Consider the following 16205-nt stretch of genomic DNA (forward strand, 5'->3'; position numbering starts at 1 on the left):
AGCGGCGGTAACGACCTGACGGGAAAACCGCATACATGGCGGCTTCCCCCGCCCATATACACAACCAAAAGGCAGGTGCCGCATTTTGCGGCACCTGCCTTTTTTAAGGAAAAATCAAAAGCAAAAAACGTTATTTCAGCACCGCACCCAGGTTGGCGCTGGTCACAAGGCGGGCATAGCGGGCCAGCCAGCCGGACTTGATGTTGGGCTCGGGGCGGACATAGGCGGCCTTGCGGGCGGCCAGTTCCTCATCGCTGACGGCCAGATGGATGCGCGCATTCGGGATGTCGATCTCGATCGTGTCGCCCTCATGCACAAGGCCGATCGGCCCGTCGGAGGCTGCCTCGGGGCTGACGTGGCCGATGGCCGCGCCGCGCGATGCGCCGGAGAAACGTCCGTCGGTGATCAGGGCTACCGTGGTGTCCAGCTTCATGCCCGCCAGTGCGCTGGTGGGGTTCAGCATCTCGCGCATACCGGGGCCGCCCTTGGGGCCTTCGTAGCGGATGACCACCACGTCGCCGGGGTGAATTTCACCCGCATAGATGGCGGCAATGGCGGTGTCCTCGCTGTCAAAAACACGGGCAGGGCCGCTGTGGCACTGCATTTCGGGTGCAACGGCGCTGCGCTTGACCACGCAGCCGTCGGGGGCAATGTTGCCCCACAGAATCTGCAGGCCGCCCGTGGTGCTGTACGGGCTCTCGATGGGGCGGATGGCGTTGGGGTTGCGGTTTTTCGCCCCGGCGATGTTCTCGCCCAGCGTCTTGCCGGTCACGGTAGGCACGTCCAGATCCAGCAGCCCGGCCTTGGCAAGCTCGGCCTGCACGGCGGGGATGCCGCCCGCCTCGAACAGGTCGGGCATATGGGTGGGGCCTGCGGGGGCCAGGTGGCAAAGGTTCGGCGTCTTGGCGCTGATTTCATTAAACAGGGCCAGGTCAATGGGGCAGCCTGCCTCCTGCGCAATGGCCAGCAGGTGCAGCACCGTGTTGGTGGAGCAGCCCAGCGCCATGTCGCAGGTCAGGGCGTTGCGGATGGAGCGCTCGTTGATGATCTGGCGCGCGGTCACGCCGCGGTTGACCAGATCCATAATGGCCATACCGGCGTGCTTGCCCAGTTGCAGACGCTTGGCATACACGGCGGGAATGGTGCCGTTGCCGGGCAGCGCAATGCCGATGGCCTCACACAGGCAGTTCATGCTGTTGGCGGTGTACATGCCGCTGCAGGAGCCGCAGCCGGGGCAGCAGTTGCAGGTGCAGTCCTCGAGCTGGTCGTCGGTGATAAGCCCCGCCTTGTAGGCACCCACGGCCTCAAACATTTTGGAAAGGCTGACTTCCTCGCCGTCGTAGCGGCCTGCCAGCATGGGGCCGCCGCTGCAAACCACGGCGGGGATATCCATGCGCACGGCGGCCATGACCATGCCGGGCACGATCTTGTCACAGTTGGGCACCAGGACCAGGCCGTCCAGCTGGTGGGCCATGTACATGGTCTCGACACTGTCGCAGATCAGCTCGCGGCTGGCCAGGGAGTATTTCATGCCCACATGACCCATAGCGATGCCGTCGCATACGCCGATGGCGGGAATCAGGATGGGGGTGCCGCCCGCCATGCGCACACCGGCCTTGACGGCCTCGGCCAGCTTGTCCAGCCCCATGTGGCCGGGCACGATCTCGCTGTACGCCGAAACCACGCCGATCAGCGGGCGGTCCAGCTCCTCGGGGGTGTAGCCAAGGGCGTAAAACAGGCTGCGGTTCGGTGCCCGTTCGGGGCCTTTTTTGACGTTATCGCTGTTCATTGTATTCAACTCCGTATTACTTTTTCAGCCAGCTCATCATCTTGCGCAGCTCGGCGCCCACCTTCTCGATGGGATGCTCGGCGGCGATGCGGCGCTGTGCCAGGAAGTGGGTCTTGCGGCCGCCCTTGGGGCTCATCTCGGTCAGGAACTCGCTGGCAAAGGTGCCGTCCTGAATTTCCTTCAGCACCTGCTTCATCTCCTTGCGGGTGTCCTCGGTGATCAGGCGCTTGCCGGTGCGGTAGTCGCCGTACTCGGCAGTGTTGGAGATGGAGTAGCGCATCTTGGAGAAGCCGCCCTCGTTGATCAGGTCAACGATCAGTTTCATCTCGTGGCAGGTCTCAAAGTAGGCCATTTCGGGGGCGTAGCCGGCCTCAACCAGGGTGTCAAAGCCTGCCTGGATCAGCTCGCAGACGCCGCCGCAGAGCACAGCCTGCTCACCGAACAGGTCGGTCTCGGTCTCCTCCTTGAAGGTGGTCTCCAGGATGCCTGCGCGGCCCGCGCCGATGCCGGAGGCGTAAGCCAGCGCAATGTCCTTGGCCTTGCCGGTGTAGTCCTGCTCAACGCAGATCAGGGAGGGGCAGCCCTCGCCCTCGGTGTACAGGCGGCGGACGATGTGGCCGGGGCCCTTGGGGGCGATCATGATGACGTCGACGTTTTTCGGCGGGGTGATGGTCTTGAAGTGGATGTTGAAGCCGTGGGCGAAGGCCAGCGCCTTGCCCTCGGTCATGTAGGGGGCGACCTGCGTGTTGTAGATGTCGGCGCACAACTCGTCGGGCACCAGCATCATCACGACGTCGCCGGCCTTGGCGGCCTCCTCAACTTCCATGACCTTGAAGTTCTCATGGGTGGCGGCGAACTCGCTGGCCTTCTCCCAGTGGGCAGAACCCTTGCGCAGACCGACCACGACGTTGACGCCGCTTTCGGCCAGGTTTTCGGAGTGGGCGTGACCCTGCGAGCCGAAGCCGATGACGGCAACGGTCTTGCCGTCGAGCATACCCAGGTTGCAGTCGGAATCGTAGTATTTGTTGATAGACATAAGAAAAGCTCCTTTACTGTGTATGATGTTGTATCTGTAAAACGGATGGGGAAACGAAAAGAAAAATGAATAGATAAGAGATAATAGATAATAAATAAGGTGGACCGCGCCGCCTTGGCGGCGCTTATAATTTGTGCGCGGAGCGCACATCCATAATTTTTATCTTTTATTTTTTATCTTTTATCTTGCCGTGGCAGCTGCACCTCCCGCACTTCCTGCTTTGGCTTTTGCATGTGCGGGTGCTTGCCGCCGCGCTCCATGGCGGTCACGCCGGTGCGGCAAAGCTCCAAAATGTCGTAGCCGTCAAACATGGTCAGAAAAGCGTCGATCTTCTCCGGCTTGCCGGTCAGCTCAAACACCATGCTGTCGGGGGACAGGTCGATGATTTTTGCCTTGTAAATGCTGGAAATCTCCCGCAGCTCGGCACGGTTGCGGCCGGTGCAGGCAACTTTCAGCAACAGCAGCTCGCGCTGCAGGCATTTGGCAGGCTCCAGCTCAAAGACCTGGCGGGTCACCTCCAGGCGGTCGGTCTGCAAAATCAGCTGGCTCAGGGCTTGTTCGTCGCCGTTCAGCGTCACGGTAATGCGGCTGACGGAGGGGTCGTTGGTGGCCGAAACCGTCAGGCTGTCAATGTTGAAGCCGCGTCGGCAGAACAGGCTGGCCACACGCGCCAGAACGCCGTTTTCGTTGGCCACCAGCAGGCTGATGACCCGGCGGGTGGGTTCGTTGGGGGTCTTGGTCATATCGGGTCACCTCATTTCATGATGATGTCGTTCACGTCGCCGCCGCCGGGGATCATCGGCAGCACCTTTTCGTCCTTGCCGATGCGGCAGTCGATCCAGCTCGGGCCGTGCTGCTGCATGGCGTCAGCAAAGGCGGCCTCAAACTCGGCGGGGGTGGCGGCGCGGTAGCCCTTGGCACCAAAGCCCTCGGCCAGTTTTACGAAATCCGTCTGTCGGTGCGGGTCGGTGTCCGAGTAGCGCTTGCCGTAAAAGGTCGTCTGCCACTGGCGAACCATGCCCAGCACCTGATTGTTGAAAATGACCGTGATGATGGGCAGCCCGTAACTTACGGCGGTGCAGCCCTCGTTCAGGTTCATGTGGAACGACCCGTCGCCCGTCAGCATGACAACGCGGGCATCGGGCCCCAGCGCCATCTGTGCGCCGATGGCCGCGCCGTAGCCGAAGCCCATGGTGCCCAGGCCGCCGCTGGTCAAAAAGCCGCGGCTCTTGGTGTGCTGCAGGTACTGCGCCGCCCACATCTGGTGCTGCCCGACGTCGGTAACGTAGACCGCATCGGGGCCTGCCTGGCGGCAGATCTCGCGGATGATCTGGTGGGGTTTCAGCTCGGTGTCGCTGTCGGTGGGCTTGTAGTCGTTTTTCTGCCACGCGGCGATCTGTGTGCGCCACGCCGTGTGTTCGGTGGGGCGGATGTGCGGCAGCACCGCCTGCAAAATGTAGCTGGCGTCGCCGGTCAGGCTTAAATCGACGGCCACGTTCTTGCCCAGTTCGCTGGGGTCGATGTCGATTTGAATGATCTTTGCCCGGCGGGCAAAGGTTTCGGGCTTCAGCGCCACACGGTCGCTGAACCGTGTGCCCACGGCAATGACCAGGTCGGCCTCGTCGATGGCCTTGTTGGCGGCGTAGCAGCCGTGCATACCCAGCATACCGAGGTTGCGCGGCTCGCCGTAGCTTAACACACCGGCGGCCATCAGGGTGTAGGTGGCGGGGATGTCGGCCTTTTCCAGCAAATCGCGCAGGGGCTGGCAGCCCGCCGCACTGCGCACGCCGCCGCCGAAGTAGACCAGCGGGCGCTCGGCGGCATTGATCAGCTCGGCCGCGCGGAGGACGTCGTCCTCATTGTAGCAGGTGACGGTGCGGATCAGCTCCGGTGCCTTGGGGGTGAACTCGCAGGTCGCGGCGGTGATATCCTTGGGAATATCCACCAGCACGGGACCCTTGCGCCCCGACTGTGCAATGCGGAACGCCGCGCGCATCGTGTCGGCCAGATCCTCAATGCGGCGCACGGTGTAGTTGTGCTTGGTGATGGGCATCGTGATGCCCTCGATATAAGCCTCCTGAAAGGAATCCTTGCCCAAAAGGCCGGTGGCCACGTTGCCGGTAAAGGCAACCATCGGTACGCTGTCCATGTAGGCGGTGGCGATGCCCGTGACCAGGTTGGTGGCGCCGGGACCGCTGGTGGCCAGCACCACGCCGGTGCGCCCTGTGGCGCGGGCGTAGCCGTCCGCCGCGTGGGAGGCACCCTGCTCGTGCGCGGTCAATACATGGCGTATACGGTCGGAATTTTTGTACAGTTCGTCATATAAGTTCAGGATGGCACCGCCGGGATAGCCGAACAGGGTATCCACGCCCTGCTCCACCAGAACCTCAACAAAGATCTGTGAACCGGTAAGTTTCATGGTCGTCGCTCCTACTTTCTTATAAAAAACAGGCTTTGCCTCCTGTTCCCAAGAGACAAAGCCTGTGAAAAATCACCTGCTCTGCGGTACCACTCTTATTGGGGCGATGCCCCCACTCAGCGGACTTCCAACAAAGTCCTGCACGGTAACGGGTGCGGCCGTACCCTCCTACGCGGCGCGGGGCCTTTCAGGGGGTCTGCTACGGGAATGACTTCACGCGGCACCGCCTTGCTGCCTTGCACCGTCCGGCAGTTCTCTGGAAGGGGTGGGGGCGTTACTGGTTTCCCATCTGCGCATTTGGTTGATGGAATAAACTATACCTTATTTTTCGAGTTTTGTCAAGGATGTTTTCTAAATTTGTCAATACATCTTGAAACTTTCGGCAAGGCAGTTTATACTAAAAGCGGATTTTCTTGGGAAAGGATGTTTTTGCTTATGCTTCGTAAAGATTGGTCGGCCCGCCTGGACGGGCTTGTGGTATTTCGGGGGCTGTTGGATACCGAGCTGCTGCGCGCGCTCTCGGCGGCGCTGAAGGCGGATGTCGGGGATACCGCCGCCGTGGCTGCCTTTGAGGCGGCCATGTTTGTGCGCGGTACCGATTGGACTAAGGTCTTGCTGGAACTGGTGCTGGAGCACGAGAACCTCTGCCTGAAAGTGGCGGCAGGGGGCGATGCCGGCCCCGTGCTGGAGGGTGCGCTGGACAGCGAGCTGGCGTTTTTGCAGGCGCTGGGCACCGCGACGCCGCAGGAGCTGTTCGGCACGATGCCGGAGTTTATGCCTTACTGGCAGACGAGTCCCGATGCGGATTTCGCCGCCGCCTACCGCACCCGGCGGGAACAGGCGGGCAAGAAGGGGTACGGCATCTTTGCCCGGTATCACGTCTTTACCTTGGAGGACGGACACCTTGTGCCGGTGCAATGCCCCGATCCGCAGCGCCTGAGCGAGCTGCCGGGCTACGAGCGCGAGCGGGAGAAGATCATCGCCAACACCAAAGCCCTGCTGGACGGCAAGCCCGCCAACAACGTGCTTTTGTACGGTGATGCGGGCACCGGTAAGTCCAGCGCGGTCAAGGCGATCGCCAATGAATTTGCGCCCGAGGGGCTGCGGCTGATCGAGGTCAAAAAGACCCAGCTGTATCAGATCCCGGCGCTGATGGATGAATTGGCGAAAAACCCGCTGAAGTTCATCCTGTTCATCGACGATCTGAGCTTTGCCGCCAACGATCATAATTTTGCCGCCCTCAAGGCGATTTTGGAGGGCAGCGTCGGCGGGCGCAGTCACAATGTGGCGGTGTACGCCACCAGCAACCGCCGCCATCTCGTCAAGGAGAGCATGTCCGACAGGGCAGGGGACGACCTGCACGCCGCCGACACCCGCCAGGAGATGATGAGTCTGGCCGCGCGTTTCGGCCTGACGGTGACCTTCCAGCAGCCGGATAAGGACCGTTACGACCATATCCTGCTGGAATTGGCCAAGCAGTACGGGGTGCAGATGCCCAGCGACCAGCTGTTTATCAAGGGCGCAGCGTTTGCCCTGCGTGCAGGGGGACGCAGTCCGCGTGTGGCCAAGCAGTTTGTCGAGCTGCTGGCGGCGGGCGTGAATGCTTGACAGTAGAGTTAAGAGTTGAGAGTGTAGAGTTCAGATACGGTGCGGTGCCTATGGCACCGCATTTTTTATAGGCGCGCTTTACGCTCTCTCGGTCACCAGCTTGAACCCCGCCTCGGTCAGCTTTTCCTTGATTTGCTCGATCTGTGCGGCGTCGCGGGTCTCCAGCCCCAGCTTCAGGAAGCAGCTGGTGATCGCCATGTTGGCGTCGCTGCGGTCGTGGTGTACGCTGACAACATTTGCGCCGCAGCCCGAAACAATGTCGCTGACCATGCTCAGCTGGCCGGGCTTGTCCTCCAGGGCAATCATCAGGTTTGCCTTGCGGCCGCTCATCACCAGCCCGCGCGTGATGACGCGGGAGAGAATGTTTACGTCAATGTTGCCGCCGGAAATCAGGCAGACGGTCTTTTTGCCCGCCAGCGGCAGCTTGCCGAACAGGGCCGCCGCCACCGGCGTGGCACCTGCGCCCTCGGCAACCAGCTTCTGGTTTTCCATCAGCGAAAGGATCGCGGCGGCGATCTCGTCCTCGCTCACGGTCACGATGTCGTCAACATACTGCTCTACCATCTTAAAGGTAGTTTCGCCGGGCGTCTTGACCGCAATGCCGTCGGCAAAGGTGTCCACGCGATCCAGCGTCTCGTAGGTGTGGTCGTGGAAAGCGCGCTCCATGCTGGGCGCACCGGCGGCCTGTACGCCGTACACCTTTACGTCGGGGCGCAGGCTCTTGATGGCAAACGCCACGCCGGAAATCAGCCCGCCGCCGCCGATGGGTACCACCACGGCGTCCACATCGGGCAGCTGGTCCAGAATCTCCAGCCCGATGGTGCCTTGCCCCGCAATGACCAGCTCGTCATCGTAGGGGTGGATAAAGGTCATACCGGTTTCCTTTTGCAGCTCCACCGCGCGGTCGTGGGCGTCGTCGTAGGTGCCCTTGACCAGCTCGACCCTGGCACCCAGGCGCTTGGTGCTCTCTACCTTCATAATAGGGGCGGAATCCGGCATGCACACCACGCTGGGTATGCCCATGCGGGTGGCGGCCAGCGCCACGCCCTGTGCGTGGTTGCCCGCTGAACAGGCAATTACGCCCTTGGCACGCTCCTCCTCGGTCAGCTGGCTTATTTTATAGTAGGCGCCGCGCAGCTTAAAGCTGCCGGTCACCTGTAAATTTTCGGTTTTCAGGTACAAATCGGTGCCCGGGCACAGCCGCGGCGCGGCGATCAGATCGGTCTTGCGGGCAATGGGCTTTAGCATAAATCTTGCGTGGTAAACTTTATCCAGTGTCAACATGGGCAGGCATCCTCTCTTTGGCGTGCGTACAGCCCGGCGACACATAGCGTGAAACCGGGCTGGTGGCTGCATCCTTGCAGCGGTGGGATGTTTTTGATTATAGTTGAAATTATGTATTTTGTAAAGTGAATATTATTCACCAATACAGAAACAGCAACATGCACAAATTACGATGCAAATCTTTGTGCACTAATACCACTAGGTGGAAATGGAAAGATGCGGTATAATATACCTAAATGGTGAGCAAAATATGTCCGCTTTTCGGCGGAGAAAGGAACAGTAACTATGGATATACGCTACTCCTGCAATCAGCGGGATTTCAAGCGCTACACCACCGAGGAAACCCGCAGCGAAATGCTGATCACCGGCCTGTACAAGGCGGACGAGGTCGTTGCGGTCTACAGCCATGTCGACCGCATGGTCACCCTGGGCTGCATGCCCGTGCATGAGGAGGTCCCCATCGACAAAGGCATCGATGTATGGGCAAACTTTGGCACCCATTATTTCCTGGAACGCCGCGAGATCGGCATCTTCAACATTGGCGACGGCGCCGGCACCGTGACCGCCGATGGCCATGAGTACCACCTGAATTATAAGGACTGCCTGTACATCACCAAGGGCAACGAGAAGGTCACCTTCAAAAGCGACGATGCCGCCCACCCCGCCAAGTTCTACATGGTGTCCGCCCCGGCGCATTGCAGCTACGAAAACAAGCTCATCACCATCGAACAGGCTGCCAAGCGCCCCCTGGGCAGTGTTGAGACTTGCAATAAGCGTACCATCAACCAATTTATCCACCCCAGTGTGCTGAAAACCTGCCAGCTTTCCATGGGCATGACCGCCCTGGAACCCGGCAGCAACTGGAACACCATGCCCAGCCACACCCACGAGCGCCGCATGGAGATCTACACCTACTTTGAAGTTCCCGAGGGTCAGGTGGTTTTCCACATGTGCGGTGAACCCACCGAGACCCGCCATATCGTCATGCATAACTACGACGCCGTCATCAGCCCCTCCTGGAGCATCCACAGTGGCGTCGGCACGTCCAATTACACCTTTATCTGGGCTATGGGCGGCGAGAATATGGAGTTCGACGACATGGACAACATCGCCACCACAGATTTGCGCTAAAAACAGAAATCGAACATATATTGCGCTTTTAAAGTGCAAAAATTATTTGGAGGTATCATTATGTCTGTCTGCACACCCAAATCCTTTGACCTGACCGGCAAGGTCGCGCTGATCACCGGCGCATCCTACGGCATCGGCTTTGCCATTGCCACCGCCATGGCGAACTGCGGCGCCACCATCGTTTTCAACGACATCAAGCAGGAGCTGGTGGACAAGGGTCTGGCTGCCTACAAGGAAGCCGGCATCAACGCCCACGGCTATGTCTGCGACGTCACCAACGAGGATGCCGTCAATGAGATGGTCAAGAAGATCACCGCCGAAGTCGGCCACATCAACGTGCTGGTCAACAACGCCGGCATCATCAAGCGCATCCCGATGATCGAGATGACCGCTGCCCAGTTCCGCCAGGTCATTGATGTGGACCTGAACGCCCCCTTCATCGTCGCCAAGGCGGTCATTCCCGATATGATCGAGCAGGGCGGCGGCAAGATCATCAACATCTGCTCCATGATGAGCGAGCTGGGCCGCGAGACTGTCTCCGCCTACGCCGCTGCCAAGGGCGGTCTGAAGATGCTGACCAAGAACATTGCCTCCGAGTACGGCAAGTACAACATCCAGTGCAACGGCATCGGACCCGGCTACATCGCCACCCCGCAGACCGCACCCCTGCGCGAGATCCAGCCCGATGGTTCCCGTCATCCGTTCGACCAGTTCATCGTCGCCAAGACCCCTGCCGAGCGCTGGGGCGAGGCCGAGGACCTGGGCGGCCCCGCCGTGTTCCTCGCTTCTGAGGCTTCCGACTTTGTCAACGGCCTGATCCTCTACGTTGACGGCGGCATCCTCGCTTACATCGGCAAGCAGCCCGGCTGATTTTAACCGAATACTCAAAGGCACCCGCAAAAAGGCGGGTGCCTTTTTTGCACGGCGCACGGCAGGGGATGCCCTCTTGATTTCCTGCCCCGGTGTGTTATAATTTTAGAAAAGCAGACACCTATTTAATAAGGAGTAAACGCTATGAAATTTTCCGAAATGCCTTATGAGCGCCCCGACCTTGCCGCCGTCAAGCAGCAGTTTGCCGATCTGCTGGCGCAGCTGCAGGCTGCCCCCGATTACGCCGCCGCCCGCGAGGTTTTTCTGCGCGAGCAGACCCTGAGCAAGCACATCGACACCTTGGCCAACCTTGCCAGCGTGCGCAACACCATCGACACCCGCGACAAGTTCTATGACGAGGAGATGAACTTCTGGAACGAGGCACTGCCCCAGCTGCAGGAGTGCGAAAACGCATGGAGCAAGGCGATGCTCGCCAGCCCCTTCCGCAAGGACTTTGCCGCCGAGTACGGCGATCTGATGTTCGTCAATGCCGAGATCGCTGACAAGGCGTTCTCGCCCGAAATCCTGCCCGAAATGGCAGAGGAAAACAAGCTGACCACCGAGTACGGCAAGCTGATCGCCAGCGCCCAGATCCCCTTTGAGGGCGGCGTCTACACGCTGAGCCAGCTGTCCCCCTTCAAGAACGACCCCGACGATGCGCGCCGTCTGGCGGCATGGCAGGCCGAGGGCAAGTGGTATAAGGAGCATCAGGCAGAGTTTGACGGCATCTACGACAAGCTCGTCCACCTGCGCGACACTATGGGCAAAAAGCTCGGCTACGAGGGCTACACCACCCTGGGCTACTACCGTATGGGGCGCAACTGCTACACCAAGGCGGACGTTGAGAAATTCCGCGCCGCCGTGGTCAAGTACCTTGTGCCGCTGGCAGACAGCATCTACCGCGAGCAGGCCAAGCGTCTGGGCAAGCAGTACCCGATGAACTTTGCCGACAACGCGCTGATGTTCCGCAGCGGCAACCCCACCCCCTGCGGCGACGCCGATGCCATTGTGGCGCAGGGCAAGAAATTCTACGATGAACTTTCGCCCGAAACGTCGGAGTTCTTCAACAAGATGCTGGACGACCAGCTGATGGACCTGCTGTCCACCCCCGGCAAGGCGGGCGGCGGCTACTGCACCGGCCTGGGCGATTACGCTGTACCGTTCATTTTTGCCAACTTCAACGGCACCCAGCATGACGTCGAGGTCGTCACCCACGAGGCAGGACACGCCTTTGCCGCCTATATGAACCGCGACCGCATCCCGTATGCCACCGTCTGGCCCAGCATGGAGGGCTGCGAGGTCCACTCGATGTCGATGGAATTCTTCGCATGGCCTTGGGCGGAGGGCTTCTTCGGCAAGGATGCCCGCAAGTTCCGCTACAGCCATCTGGCGGGCGCGCTGACTTTTATCCCTTACGGCACGATGGTGGATCACTTCCAGCACGTTGTCTACGAAAAGCCCGATATGACCCCCAAAGAGCGCCACGGCGTCTGGAAGGAGCTGCTGGGCGTCTATATGCCGTGGATGCAGCTGGGCGACGAGATCCCCTTCTACGGCGAGGGTGAGGGCTGGCAGCGTCAGATGCACATCTACCAAAGCCCGTTCTACTACATCGACTACTGCCTGGCGCAGACCGTCAGCCTGCAATTCTGGGCGATGCTGCAAAAGGATCGCGCCGAGGCGTGGAGCCACTACATGGCCTACACCCTGCAGGGCGGCAGCCGCGTCTTTACCGAGCTGCTGAAAAATGCCGGGCTGACCTCCCCGTTTGAGGAAAGCTGCCTGCGCGGCGTCTGCGAGACCGCCAAGCAGTGGCTGGACAACTACGATCTGACGGGGATCGAATAATGGCGGACCGCAAGAACAAGCGCGCCTATCTGGATGATTTTCAGCGCGACCTCAACGGCAACTACCAGTACTGCGGTGCGCACTGCCACTATGTGGGCAAGACGCCGCGCAAGACGGTGCTGCTGCGGCTGTGGCTGCTCTGCGGCGGTGCTGCCGCGCTTACGGCGGGGGCGGGCTTTGTGCCGGGTGCTACCGCCCATATGCCGGCGTATGTGTCGTTGTCTTATGTGGCGGCGCTGCTGGCGGCGGTCTATGCGCTGTACACGCTGCTGCGTATGACGGCGGGCGGCGAACCGCTGCGCGCCTACCTGCATGAGCAGACGGCCGAAAAGCTGCCGGGGCGCTGTACGCTGGCGGCGGTGCTGTGCGCCGTCGCGGCGGCAGGGCAGGGGATCGCTACGTTTGCTGCCACACAGAGCCGGGCGTCAAATGTGACCTACCGGGTTTTTCTGGTTCTGGCGGCGGCGGGGCTTCTCGTGGCGGTCAAGGTCGCCAAGGCGATGAAGTACGAAAAACGTTAAACACCCGGTGGCGTGTAATGCCGGAATGACAGCTGCCTACCTTATTATATATTATATAAGGCAGGCGGCTCCGGCAGGGTGGAGCAATAAAAAACGACCGCGCAGTAGGGGCGGGGCATGCCCCGCCCACGGTTTTGTGGCAATGGCAATATTGCGGGTACTCTGGTTTGCCCGCAAATCCCCCCCTTGCACACTAAAACCAGTCGTTTTGCACGGAATTCTGCCCTGTTTTCCACAAAAACAGGGCAGTTGGTGCATAACCGGCAGGTTTCGGCAGAACGTAGAAAATCCTCAAAAAAAATTTGCAAAAATGCCAAAAAACACTTGCAATTTGTACGATGCCGTGCTATAATCTTTCTTGGCTGCGAAAGGCTTGTGCAGATAGTTACAAGCGTCCTGCGCAAGCCGCGATATGCGTTGATGCGGGAGGTTGCCTGCGCCGCTTGGCGAAGGGTTTTTCCGCGGAGTATGTCCGATCTTAGAACCGGGCGAAAGAATTACGGAAACAAAGGGATATGTACGCTGCTGCATTCTGCGGCGCGGACCAATGTTCGCTTTTACTTTGTGATGTTTCTTTCCGGGAGAACTGTGCAAACACGGTTCACCGGATTTTGTCATGGGTAAAGGTTGAACACCCGGAAACGTGTGTTATTTATCGGCTCGCCTAAGGCACAAAATTTTATAGGAGGCGAATGTAATGGCAGTCAAAGAAAAAATCAGAATCCGTCTTAAGAGCTACGATGCATCCCTGATCGATGCAGCGGCACAGAAGATCGTGGAGACCGCAAAGCGCACCGGCGCCCGCGTGTCCGGCCCGATCCCTCTGCCCACCGACAAGGAGATCGTCACGATCCTGCGCGCTGTCCACAAGTACAAGGACAGCCGTGAGCAGTTCGAGACCCGCACCCACAAGCGTCTGATCGACATTCTGAAGCCGTCCAACAAGACGGTCGAGGCTCTCATGAGCCTGCAGCTCCCCGCCGGCGTTGACATCGAGATCAAGCTGTAATCGGAAACTTACCACCACCAAACAAGGCCGGTACGCGCGGCCGTGATCCGCGTACGGCCGGCGGTTTGATGACAAGCCACCCCGAAAACAGAACCGATCTCGCTGCAAAGCCAACAGCGGAGAGGTCATGTTGGTGAAACCCCACCAACCAATAACCTTTACAGGAGGAAAAACACAATGCAAAAAGGTATCATCGGCAAGAAGCTGGGCATGACCCAGTTGTTCGACGCCAACGGCAAGGTCGTTCCGGTCACCATCATCGAGGCCGGCCCCTGCACCGTCGTCCAGAAGAAGACCGTTGAGTCTGACGGCTACCAGGCTGTTCAGATGGGCTACGGCGAAGTGAGCGCCAAGAAGGTCAACAAGGCCGCCAAGGGTCACTTCGACAAGGCCGACGTCGCTCCCAAGCGCACCCTGCGTGAGTTCCGTTTTGAGGACATCGCCAGCGTCAACGTCGGCGACATCCTCAAGGCTGATGTCTTCGCCGAGGGCGACAAGGTCGACGTTGTCGGCACCAGCAAGGGCAAGGGCTACCAGGGCGTTATCAAGCGCTTCGGCCAGCATCGCCTGCGCGAGACCCACGGCACCGGCCCCGTTGCACGTCATGCCGGTTCCAACGGTTCCACTTCCACCCCGTCCCGCGTGTTCAAGGGCAAGAAGCTGCCCGGCCACATGGGCGCTGTGCGCGTGACTGTACAGAACCTCAGCGTCGTCAAGGTTGACGCTGAAAACAATCTGATCGCCATCAAGGGTGCTATCCCCGGTCCCAAGGGCTCGGTCGTCACCATCCACGACAGCGTGAAAGCGTAAAGGAGGAAAACACAATGGCAAAGTTTGATGTCGTCGATATGAACGGCAAGAAAGTTTCCACCGTTGAGCTTTCCGACGCCGTGTTCGGTATCACCCCGAACGAAAAGGCTGTCCACGAGGCAGTCGTAAACTTCCTGGCCAACCAGCGCCAGGGCACCCAGAACACCAAGATCCGTAAGGAAGTCCGCGGCGGCGGCAAGAAGCCTTGGCGCCAGAAGGGCACCGGCCACGCTCGTCAGGGCTCCATCCGTGCTCCCCAGTGGACTCACGGCGGTATCGCTCTGGGCCCCAAGCCCCGCAGCTACTACTACACCATCAACAAGAAGGTCAAGCGTCTGGCCCTGCTCAGCGCCCTGTCTGACAAGGCTGCCAACGGCAACATGATCCTGGTTGACAAGATCGCCGCTGACGAGTACAAGACCAAGACCGTGGTTGCTTTCCTGGCCGCTGTCGGCGCAGGCAAGAAGAACCTGATCGTCAACGATGCTCTGGATGCCAAGTTCGTCAAGAGCGCCGCCAACATCCCCGGTGTCAAGACCGCCGCTCTGAGCGTCAACACCTACGATGTTGTCAACGCCGACAAGCTGATCCTCAGCGTCGACGCCGCTAAGAAACTTGAGGAGGTATACGCGTGATGAAATTCGCACAGGATATCGTTCTCGCCCCCGTCATCACCGAGAACTCTATGGCCGGCATTGCCGACAAGAAGTACACCTTCAAGGTTGCTACCGACGCCACCAAGATCGACATCGCCAAGGCTGTTGAAGAGCTGTTCGGCGTCAAGGTCGCCAAGGTCAACACCATCTCCGTGCGCGGCCGTTACCGCCGTCAGGGCATGCACGCCGGCTACACTGCCAAGAGCAAGAAGGCCATCGTCACCCTGACCCCGGATTCCAAGGAGATTGAATTCTTCAACTCCATGGTCTAAGAGCCTACCGGCCGGGACTTGACCCGGCTGTTGGCAGAACCCCGCCGAGGGGTTCGCTTATGGGGATATGACCCCGATAAAAATTCATAAGATAACAACAAGGAGATCTACAATGGCTATCAAGAAGTACAAGCCGACTACCCCCGGCCGCCGCGATATGACCGTCACTGATTACAGTGTTCTGTCCAAAGTGGCGCCCGAGCGCAGCCTGCTGGAATCCAAGAAAAAGCATGCCGGCCGCAACAACACCGGCAAGATCACCGTTCGCCATCAGGGCGGCGGCAACCGCGTCAAGTACCGTGTCATCGACTTCAAGCGCAACAAGTTTGATGTTCCTGCCACCGTCAAGACGCTGGAATATGACCCGAACCGTTCCGCCTTCATCGCTCTGATCGAGTATGAAGACGGCGTCAAGAGCTACATCCTGGCTCCCGACGGCCTGAAGGTCGGCGATACCGTTATGGCCGGCCCCAACGCCGACATCAAGCCCGGCAACGCTCTGCCCTTCGAGAACATCCCCGTCGGTACCATGATCCACAACATCGAGCTGTACCCCGGCAAGGGCGGCCAGCTGGTTCGCTCCGCCGGTGTTATGGCTCAGCTGATGGCTAAGGAGAATGGTTACGCTCTGGTTCGTCTGCCCTCCGGTGAGATGCGCAACGTTCGTCTGAACTGCATCGCCACCATCGGCGTTGTTTCCAACCTCGACCACGAGAACGTCAACCTGGGCAAGGCCGGCCGTAAGCGCCACATGGGCGTCCGTCCCGGCAGCCGCGGTTCTGTCATGAACCCCTGTGATCACCCTCACGGCGGTGGCGAAGGCCGCGCCCCGGTTGGTCACTCCAGCCCTCGTACTCCGTGGGGCAAGCCCGCTCTGGGCCTGAAGACCCGCAAACACAAGGCACGCAGCGACAAGTTCATTGTCAAGCGCGCCAATGGCTAAGGGAGGTTT

The 16205-nt window shown here is 59.8% G+C and carries 15 protein-coding genes; 10 read left to right on the forward strand and 5 right to left on the reverse strand.

What is annotated here, in order from left to right; translation table 11 throughout:
• Positions 1 to 130: 130 nt before the first annotated feature.
• From ilvD to ilvB, 4 genes are all read right to left on the reverse strand, one after another.
• Positions 131 to 1789 carry a dihydroxy-acid dehydratase gene (ilvD, locus tag Q0I19_RS09575; RefSeq protein ID WP_294761319.1) on the reverse strand — a complete coding sequence of 553 codons (1659 nt, stop codon included), beginning with the start codon at positions 1787 to 1789 and terminating at the stop codon, positions 131 to 133.
• 16 nt (positions 1790 to 1805) lie between these two features.
• On the reverse strand, positions 1806 to 2825 hold the full coding sequence (ilvC, locus tag Q0I19_RS09580) for a ketol-acid reductoisomerase (protein ID WP_294761322.1): 1020 nt from the start codon (positions 2823 to 2825) through the stop codon (positions 1806 to 1808).
• A 173-nt stretch (positions 2826 to 2998) separates the two neighbouring features.
• Positions 2999 to 3568 (reverse strand): acetolactate synthase small subunit, encoded by a 570-nt coding sequence (gene ilvN / locus Q0I19_RS09585; protein WP_294761325.1) that lies wholly within the window; start codon positions 3566 to 3568, stop codon positions 2999 to 3001.
• Positions 3569 to 3579: 11 nt separating this feature from the next.
• On the reverse strand, positions 3580 to 5244 hold the full coding sequence (gene ilvB, locus Q0I19_RS09590; RefSeq protein WP_294761328.1) for a biosynthetic-type acetolactate synthase large subunit: 1665 nt from the start codon (positions 5242 to 5244) through the stop codon (positions 3580 to 3582).
• 435 nt (positions 5245 to 5679) lie between these two features.
• Between ilvB and Q0I19_RS09595 the strand changes: the two genes are divergently transcribed.
• On the forward strand, positions 5680 to 6852 hold the full coding sequence (locus tag Q0I19_RS09595; protein ID WP_294761329.1) for an ATP-binding protein: 1173 nt from the start codon (positions 5680 to 5682) through the stop codon (positions 6850 to 6852).
• Positions 6853 to 6930: 78 nt separating this feature from the next.
• Here the strand turns inward: Q0I19_RS09595 and ilvA are convergent, their stop codons facing one another.
• Positions 6931 to 8136 carry a threonine ammonia-lyase gene (gene ilvA / locus Q0I19_RS09600; RefSeq protein ID WP_294761331.1) on the reverse strand — a complete coding sequence of 402 codons (1206 nt, stop codon included), beginning with the start codon at positions 8134 to 8136 and terminating at the stop codon, positions 6931 to 6933.
• 285 nt (positions 8137 to 8421) lie between these two features.
• Here ilvA and kduI point away from each other — a divergent pair, with 285 nt between their 5' ends.
• The 9 genes from kduI (at position 8422) to rplB (ending at position 16196) form a co-directional block, all read left to right on the forward strand.
• On the forward strand, positions 8422 to 9267 hold the full coding sequence (gene kduI, locus Q0I19_RS09605; RefSeq protein ID WP_294761334.1) for a 5-dehydro-4-deoxy-D-glucuronate isomerase: 846 nt from the start codon (positions 8422 to 8424) through the stop codon (positions 9265 to 9267).
• A gap of 60 nt (positions 9268 to 9327) precedes the next feature.
• On the forward strand, positions 9328 to 10137 hold the full coding sequence (locus tag Q0I19_RS09610; protein WP_294759816.1) for a gluconate 5-dehydrogenase: 810 nt from the start codon (positions 9328 to 9330) through the stop codon (positions 10135 to 10137).
• 144 nt (positions 10138 to 10281) lie between these two features.
• A complete protein-coding gene (locus Q0I19_RS09615; RefSeq protein ID WP_294761336.1) occupies positions 10282 to 11985 on the forward strand; it encodes a M3 family oligoendopeptidase in 1704 nt (567 codons plus the stop codon).
• Positions 11985 to 12506 carry a hypothetical protein gene (locus tag Q0I19_RS09620; RefSeq protein ID WP_294761338.1) on the forward strand — a complete coding sequence of 174 codons (522 nt, stop codon included), beginning with the start codon at positions 11985 to 11987 and terminating at the stop codon, positions 12504 to 12506. The genes Q0I19_RS09615 and Q0I19_RS09620 overlap by 1 nt, the downstream gene beginning before the upstream one ends.
• Before the next feature lie 697 nt (positions 12507 to 13203).
• The gene (rpsJ, locus tag Q0I19_RS09625; RefSeq protein ID WP_007047297.1) at positions 13204 to 13515 is read left to right on the forward strand and encodes a 30S ribosomal protein S10; all 312 of its coding nucleotides are present in this window, start codon (positions 13204 to 13206) and stop codon (positions 13513 to 13515) included.
• A gap of 177 nt (positions 13516 to 13692) precedes the next feature.
• The gene (gene rplC / locus Q0I19_RS09630; protein WP_294760406.1) at positions 13693 to 14325 is read left to right on the forward strand and encodes a 50S ribosomal protein L3; all 633 of its coding nucleotides are present in this window, start codon (positions 13693 to 13695) and stop codon (positions 14323 to 14325) included.
• A gap of 14 nt (positions 14326 to 14339) precedes the next feature.
• A complete protein-coding gene (gene rplD / locus Q0I19_RS09635; protein WP_294760407.1) occupies positions 14340 to 14960 on the forward strand; it encodes a 50S ribosomal protein L4 in 621 nt (206 codons plus the stop codon).
• The gene (rplW, locus tag Q0I19_RS09640; protein ID WP_204650998.1) at positions 14960 to 15253 is read left to right on the forward strand and encodes a 50S ribosomal protein L23; all 294 of its coding nucleotides are present in this window, start codon (positions 14960 to 14962) and stop codon (positions 15251 to 15253) included. Before rplD ends, rplW begins: the two co-directional genes overlap by 1 nt.
• Positions 15254 to 15365: 112 nt before the next feature.
• Complete coding sequence (rplB, locus tag Q0I19_RS09645; protein ID WP_294760409.1) at positions 15366 to 16196, forward strand: 50S ribosomal protein L2; 831 nt, start codon at positions 15366 to 15368, stop codon at positions 16194 to 16196.
• Positions 16197 to 16205: the final 9 nt, after the last annotated feature.

The sequence above is a fragment of the uncultured Gemmiger sp. genome (assembly GCF_934561205.1).
Classification (GTDB): Bacteria; Bacillota; Clostridia; order Oscillospirales; family Ruminococcaceae; genus Gemmiger.

Excerpts from the sequence above, each read along its gene's own strand:
- rpsJ (WP_007047297.1), top strand. The coding sequence starts at position 13,204 with ATGGCAGTCAAAGAAAAAATCAGAATCCGTCTTAAGAGCTACGATGCA.
- kduI (WP_294761334.1), top strand. The coding sequence starts at position 8,422 with ATGGATATACGCTACTCCTGCAATCAGCGGGATTTCAAGCGCTACACC.
- rplD (WP_294760407.1), top strand. The coding sequence starts at position 14,340 with ATGGCAAAGTTTGATGTCGTCGATATGAACGGCAAGAAAGTTTCCACC.
- ilvB (WP_294761328.1), bottom strand. The coding sequence starts at position 5,244 with ATGAAACTTACCGGTTCACAGATCTTTGTTGAGGTTCTGGTGGAGCAG.
- rplC (WP_294760406.1), top strand. The coding sequence starts at position 13,693 with ATGCAAAAAGGTATCATCGGCAAGAAGCTGGGCATGACCCAGTTGTTC.
- Q0I19_RS09595 (WP_294761329.1), top strand. The coding sequence starts at position 5,680 with ATGCTTCGTAAAGATTGGTCGGCCCGCCTGGACGGGCTTGTGGTATTT.
- Q0I19_RS09610 (WP_294759816.1), top strand. The coding sequence starts at position 9,328 with ATGTCTGTCTGCACACCCAAATCCTTTGACCTGACCGGCAAGGTCGCG.
- ilvD (WP_294761319.1), bottom strand. The coding sequence starts at position 1,789 with ATGAACAGCGATAACGTCAAAAAAGGCCCCGAACGGGCACCGAACCGC.
- Q0I19_RS09615 (WP_294761336.1), top strand. The coding sequence starts at position 10,282 with ATGAAATTTTCCGAAATGCCTTATGAGCGCCCCGACCTTGCCGCCGTC.
- ilvN (WP_294761325.1), bottom strand. The coding sequence starts at position 3,568 with ATGACCAAGACCCCCAACGAACCCACCCGCCGGGTCATCAGCCTGCTG.
- rplW (WP_204650998.1), top strand. The coding sequence starts at position 14,960 with ATGAAATTCGCACAGGATATCGTTCTCGCCCCCGTCATCACCGAGAAC.
- ilvC (WP_294761322.1), bottom strand. The coding sequence starts at position 2,825 with ATGTCTATCAACAAATACTACGATTCCGACTGCAACCTGGGTATGCTC.
- Q0I19_RS09620 (WP_294761338.1), top strand. The coding sequence starts at position 11,985 with ATGGCGGACCGCAAGAACAAGCGCGCCTATCTGGATGATTTTCAGCGC.
- rplB (WP_294760409.1), top strand. The coding sequence starts at position 15,366 with ATGGCTATCAAGAAGTACAAGCCGACTACCCCCGGCCGCCGCGATATG.
- ilvA (WP_294761331.1), bottom strand. The coding sequence starts at position 8,136 with ATGTTGACACTGGATAAAGTTTACCACGCAAGATTTATGCTAAAGCCC.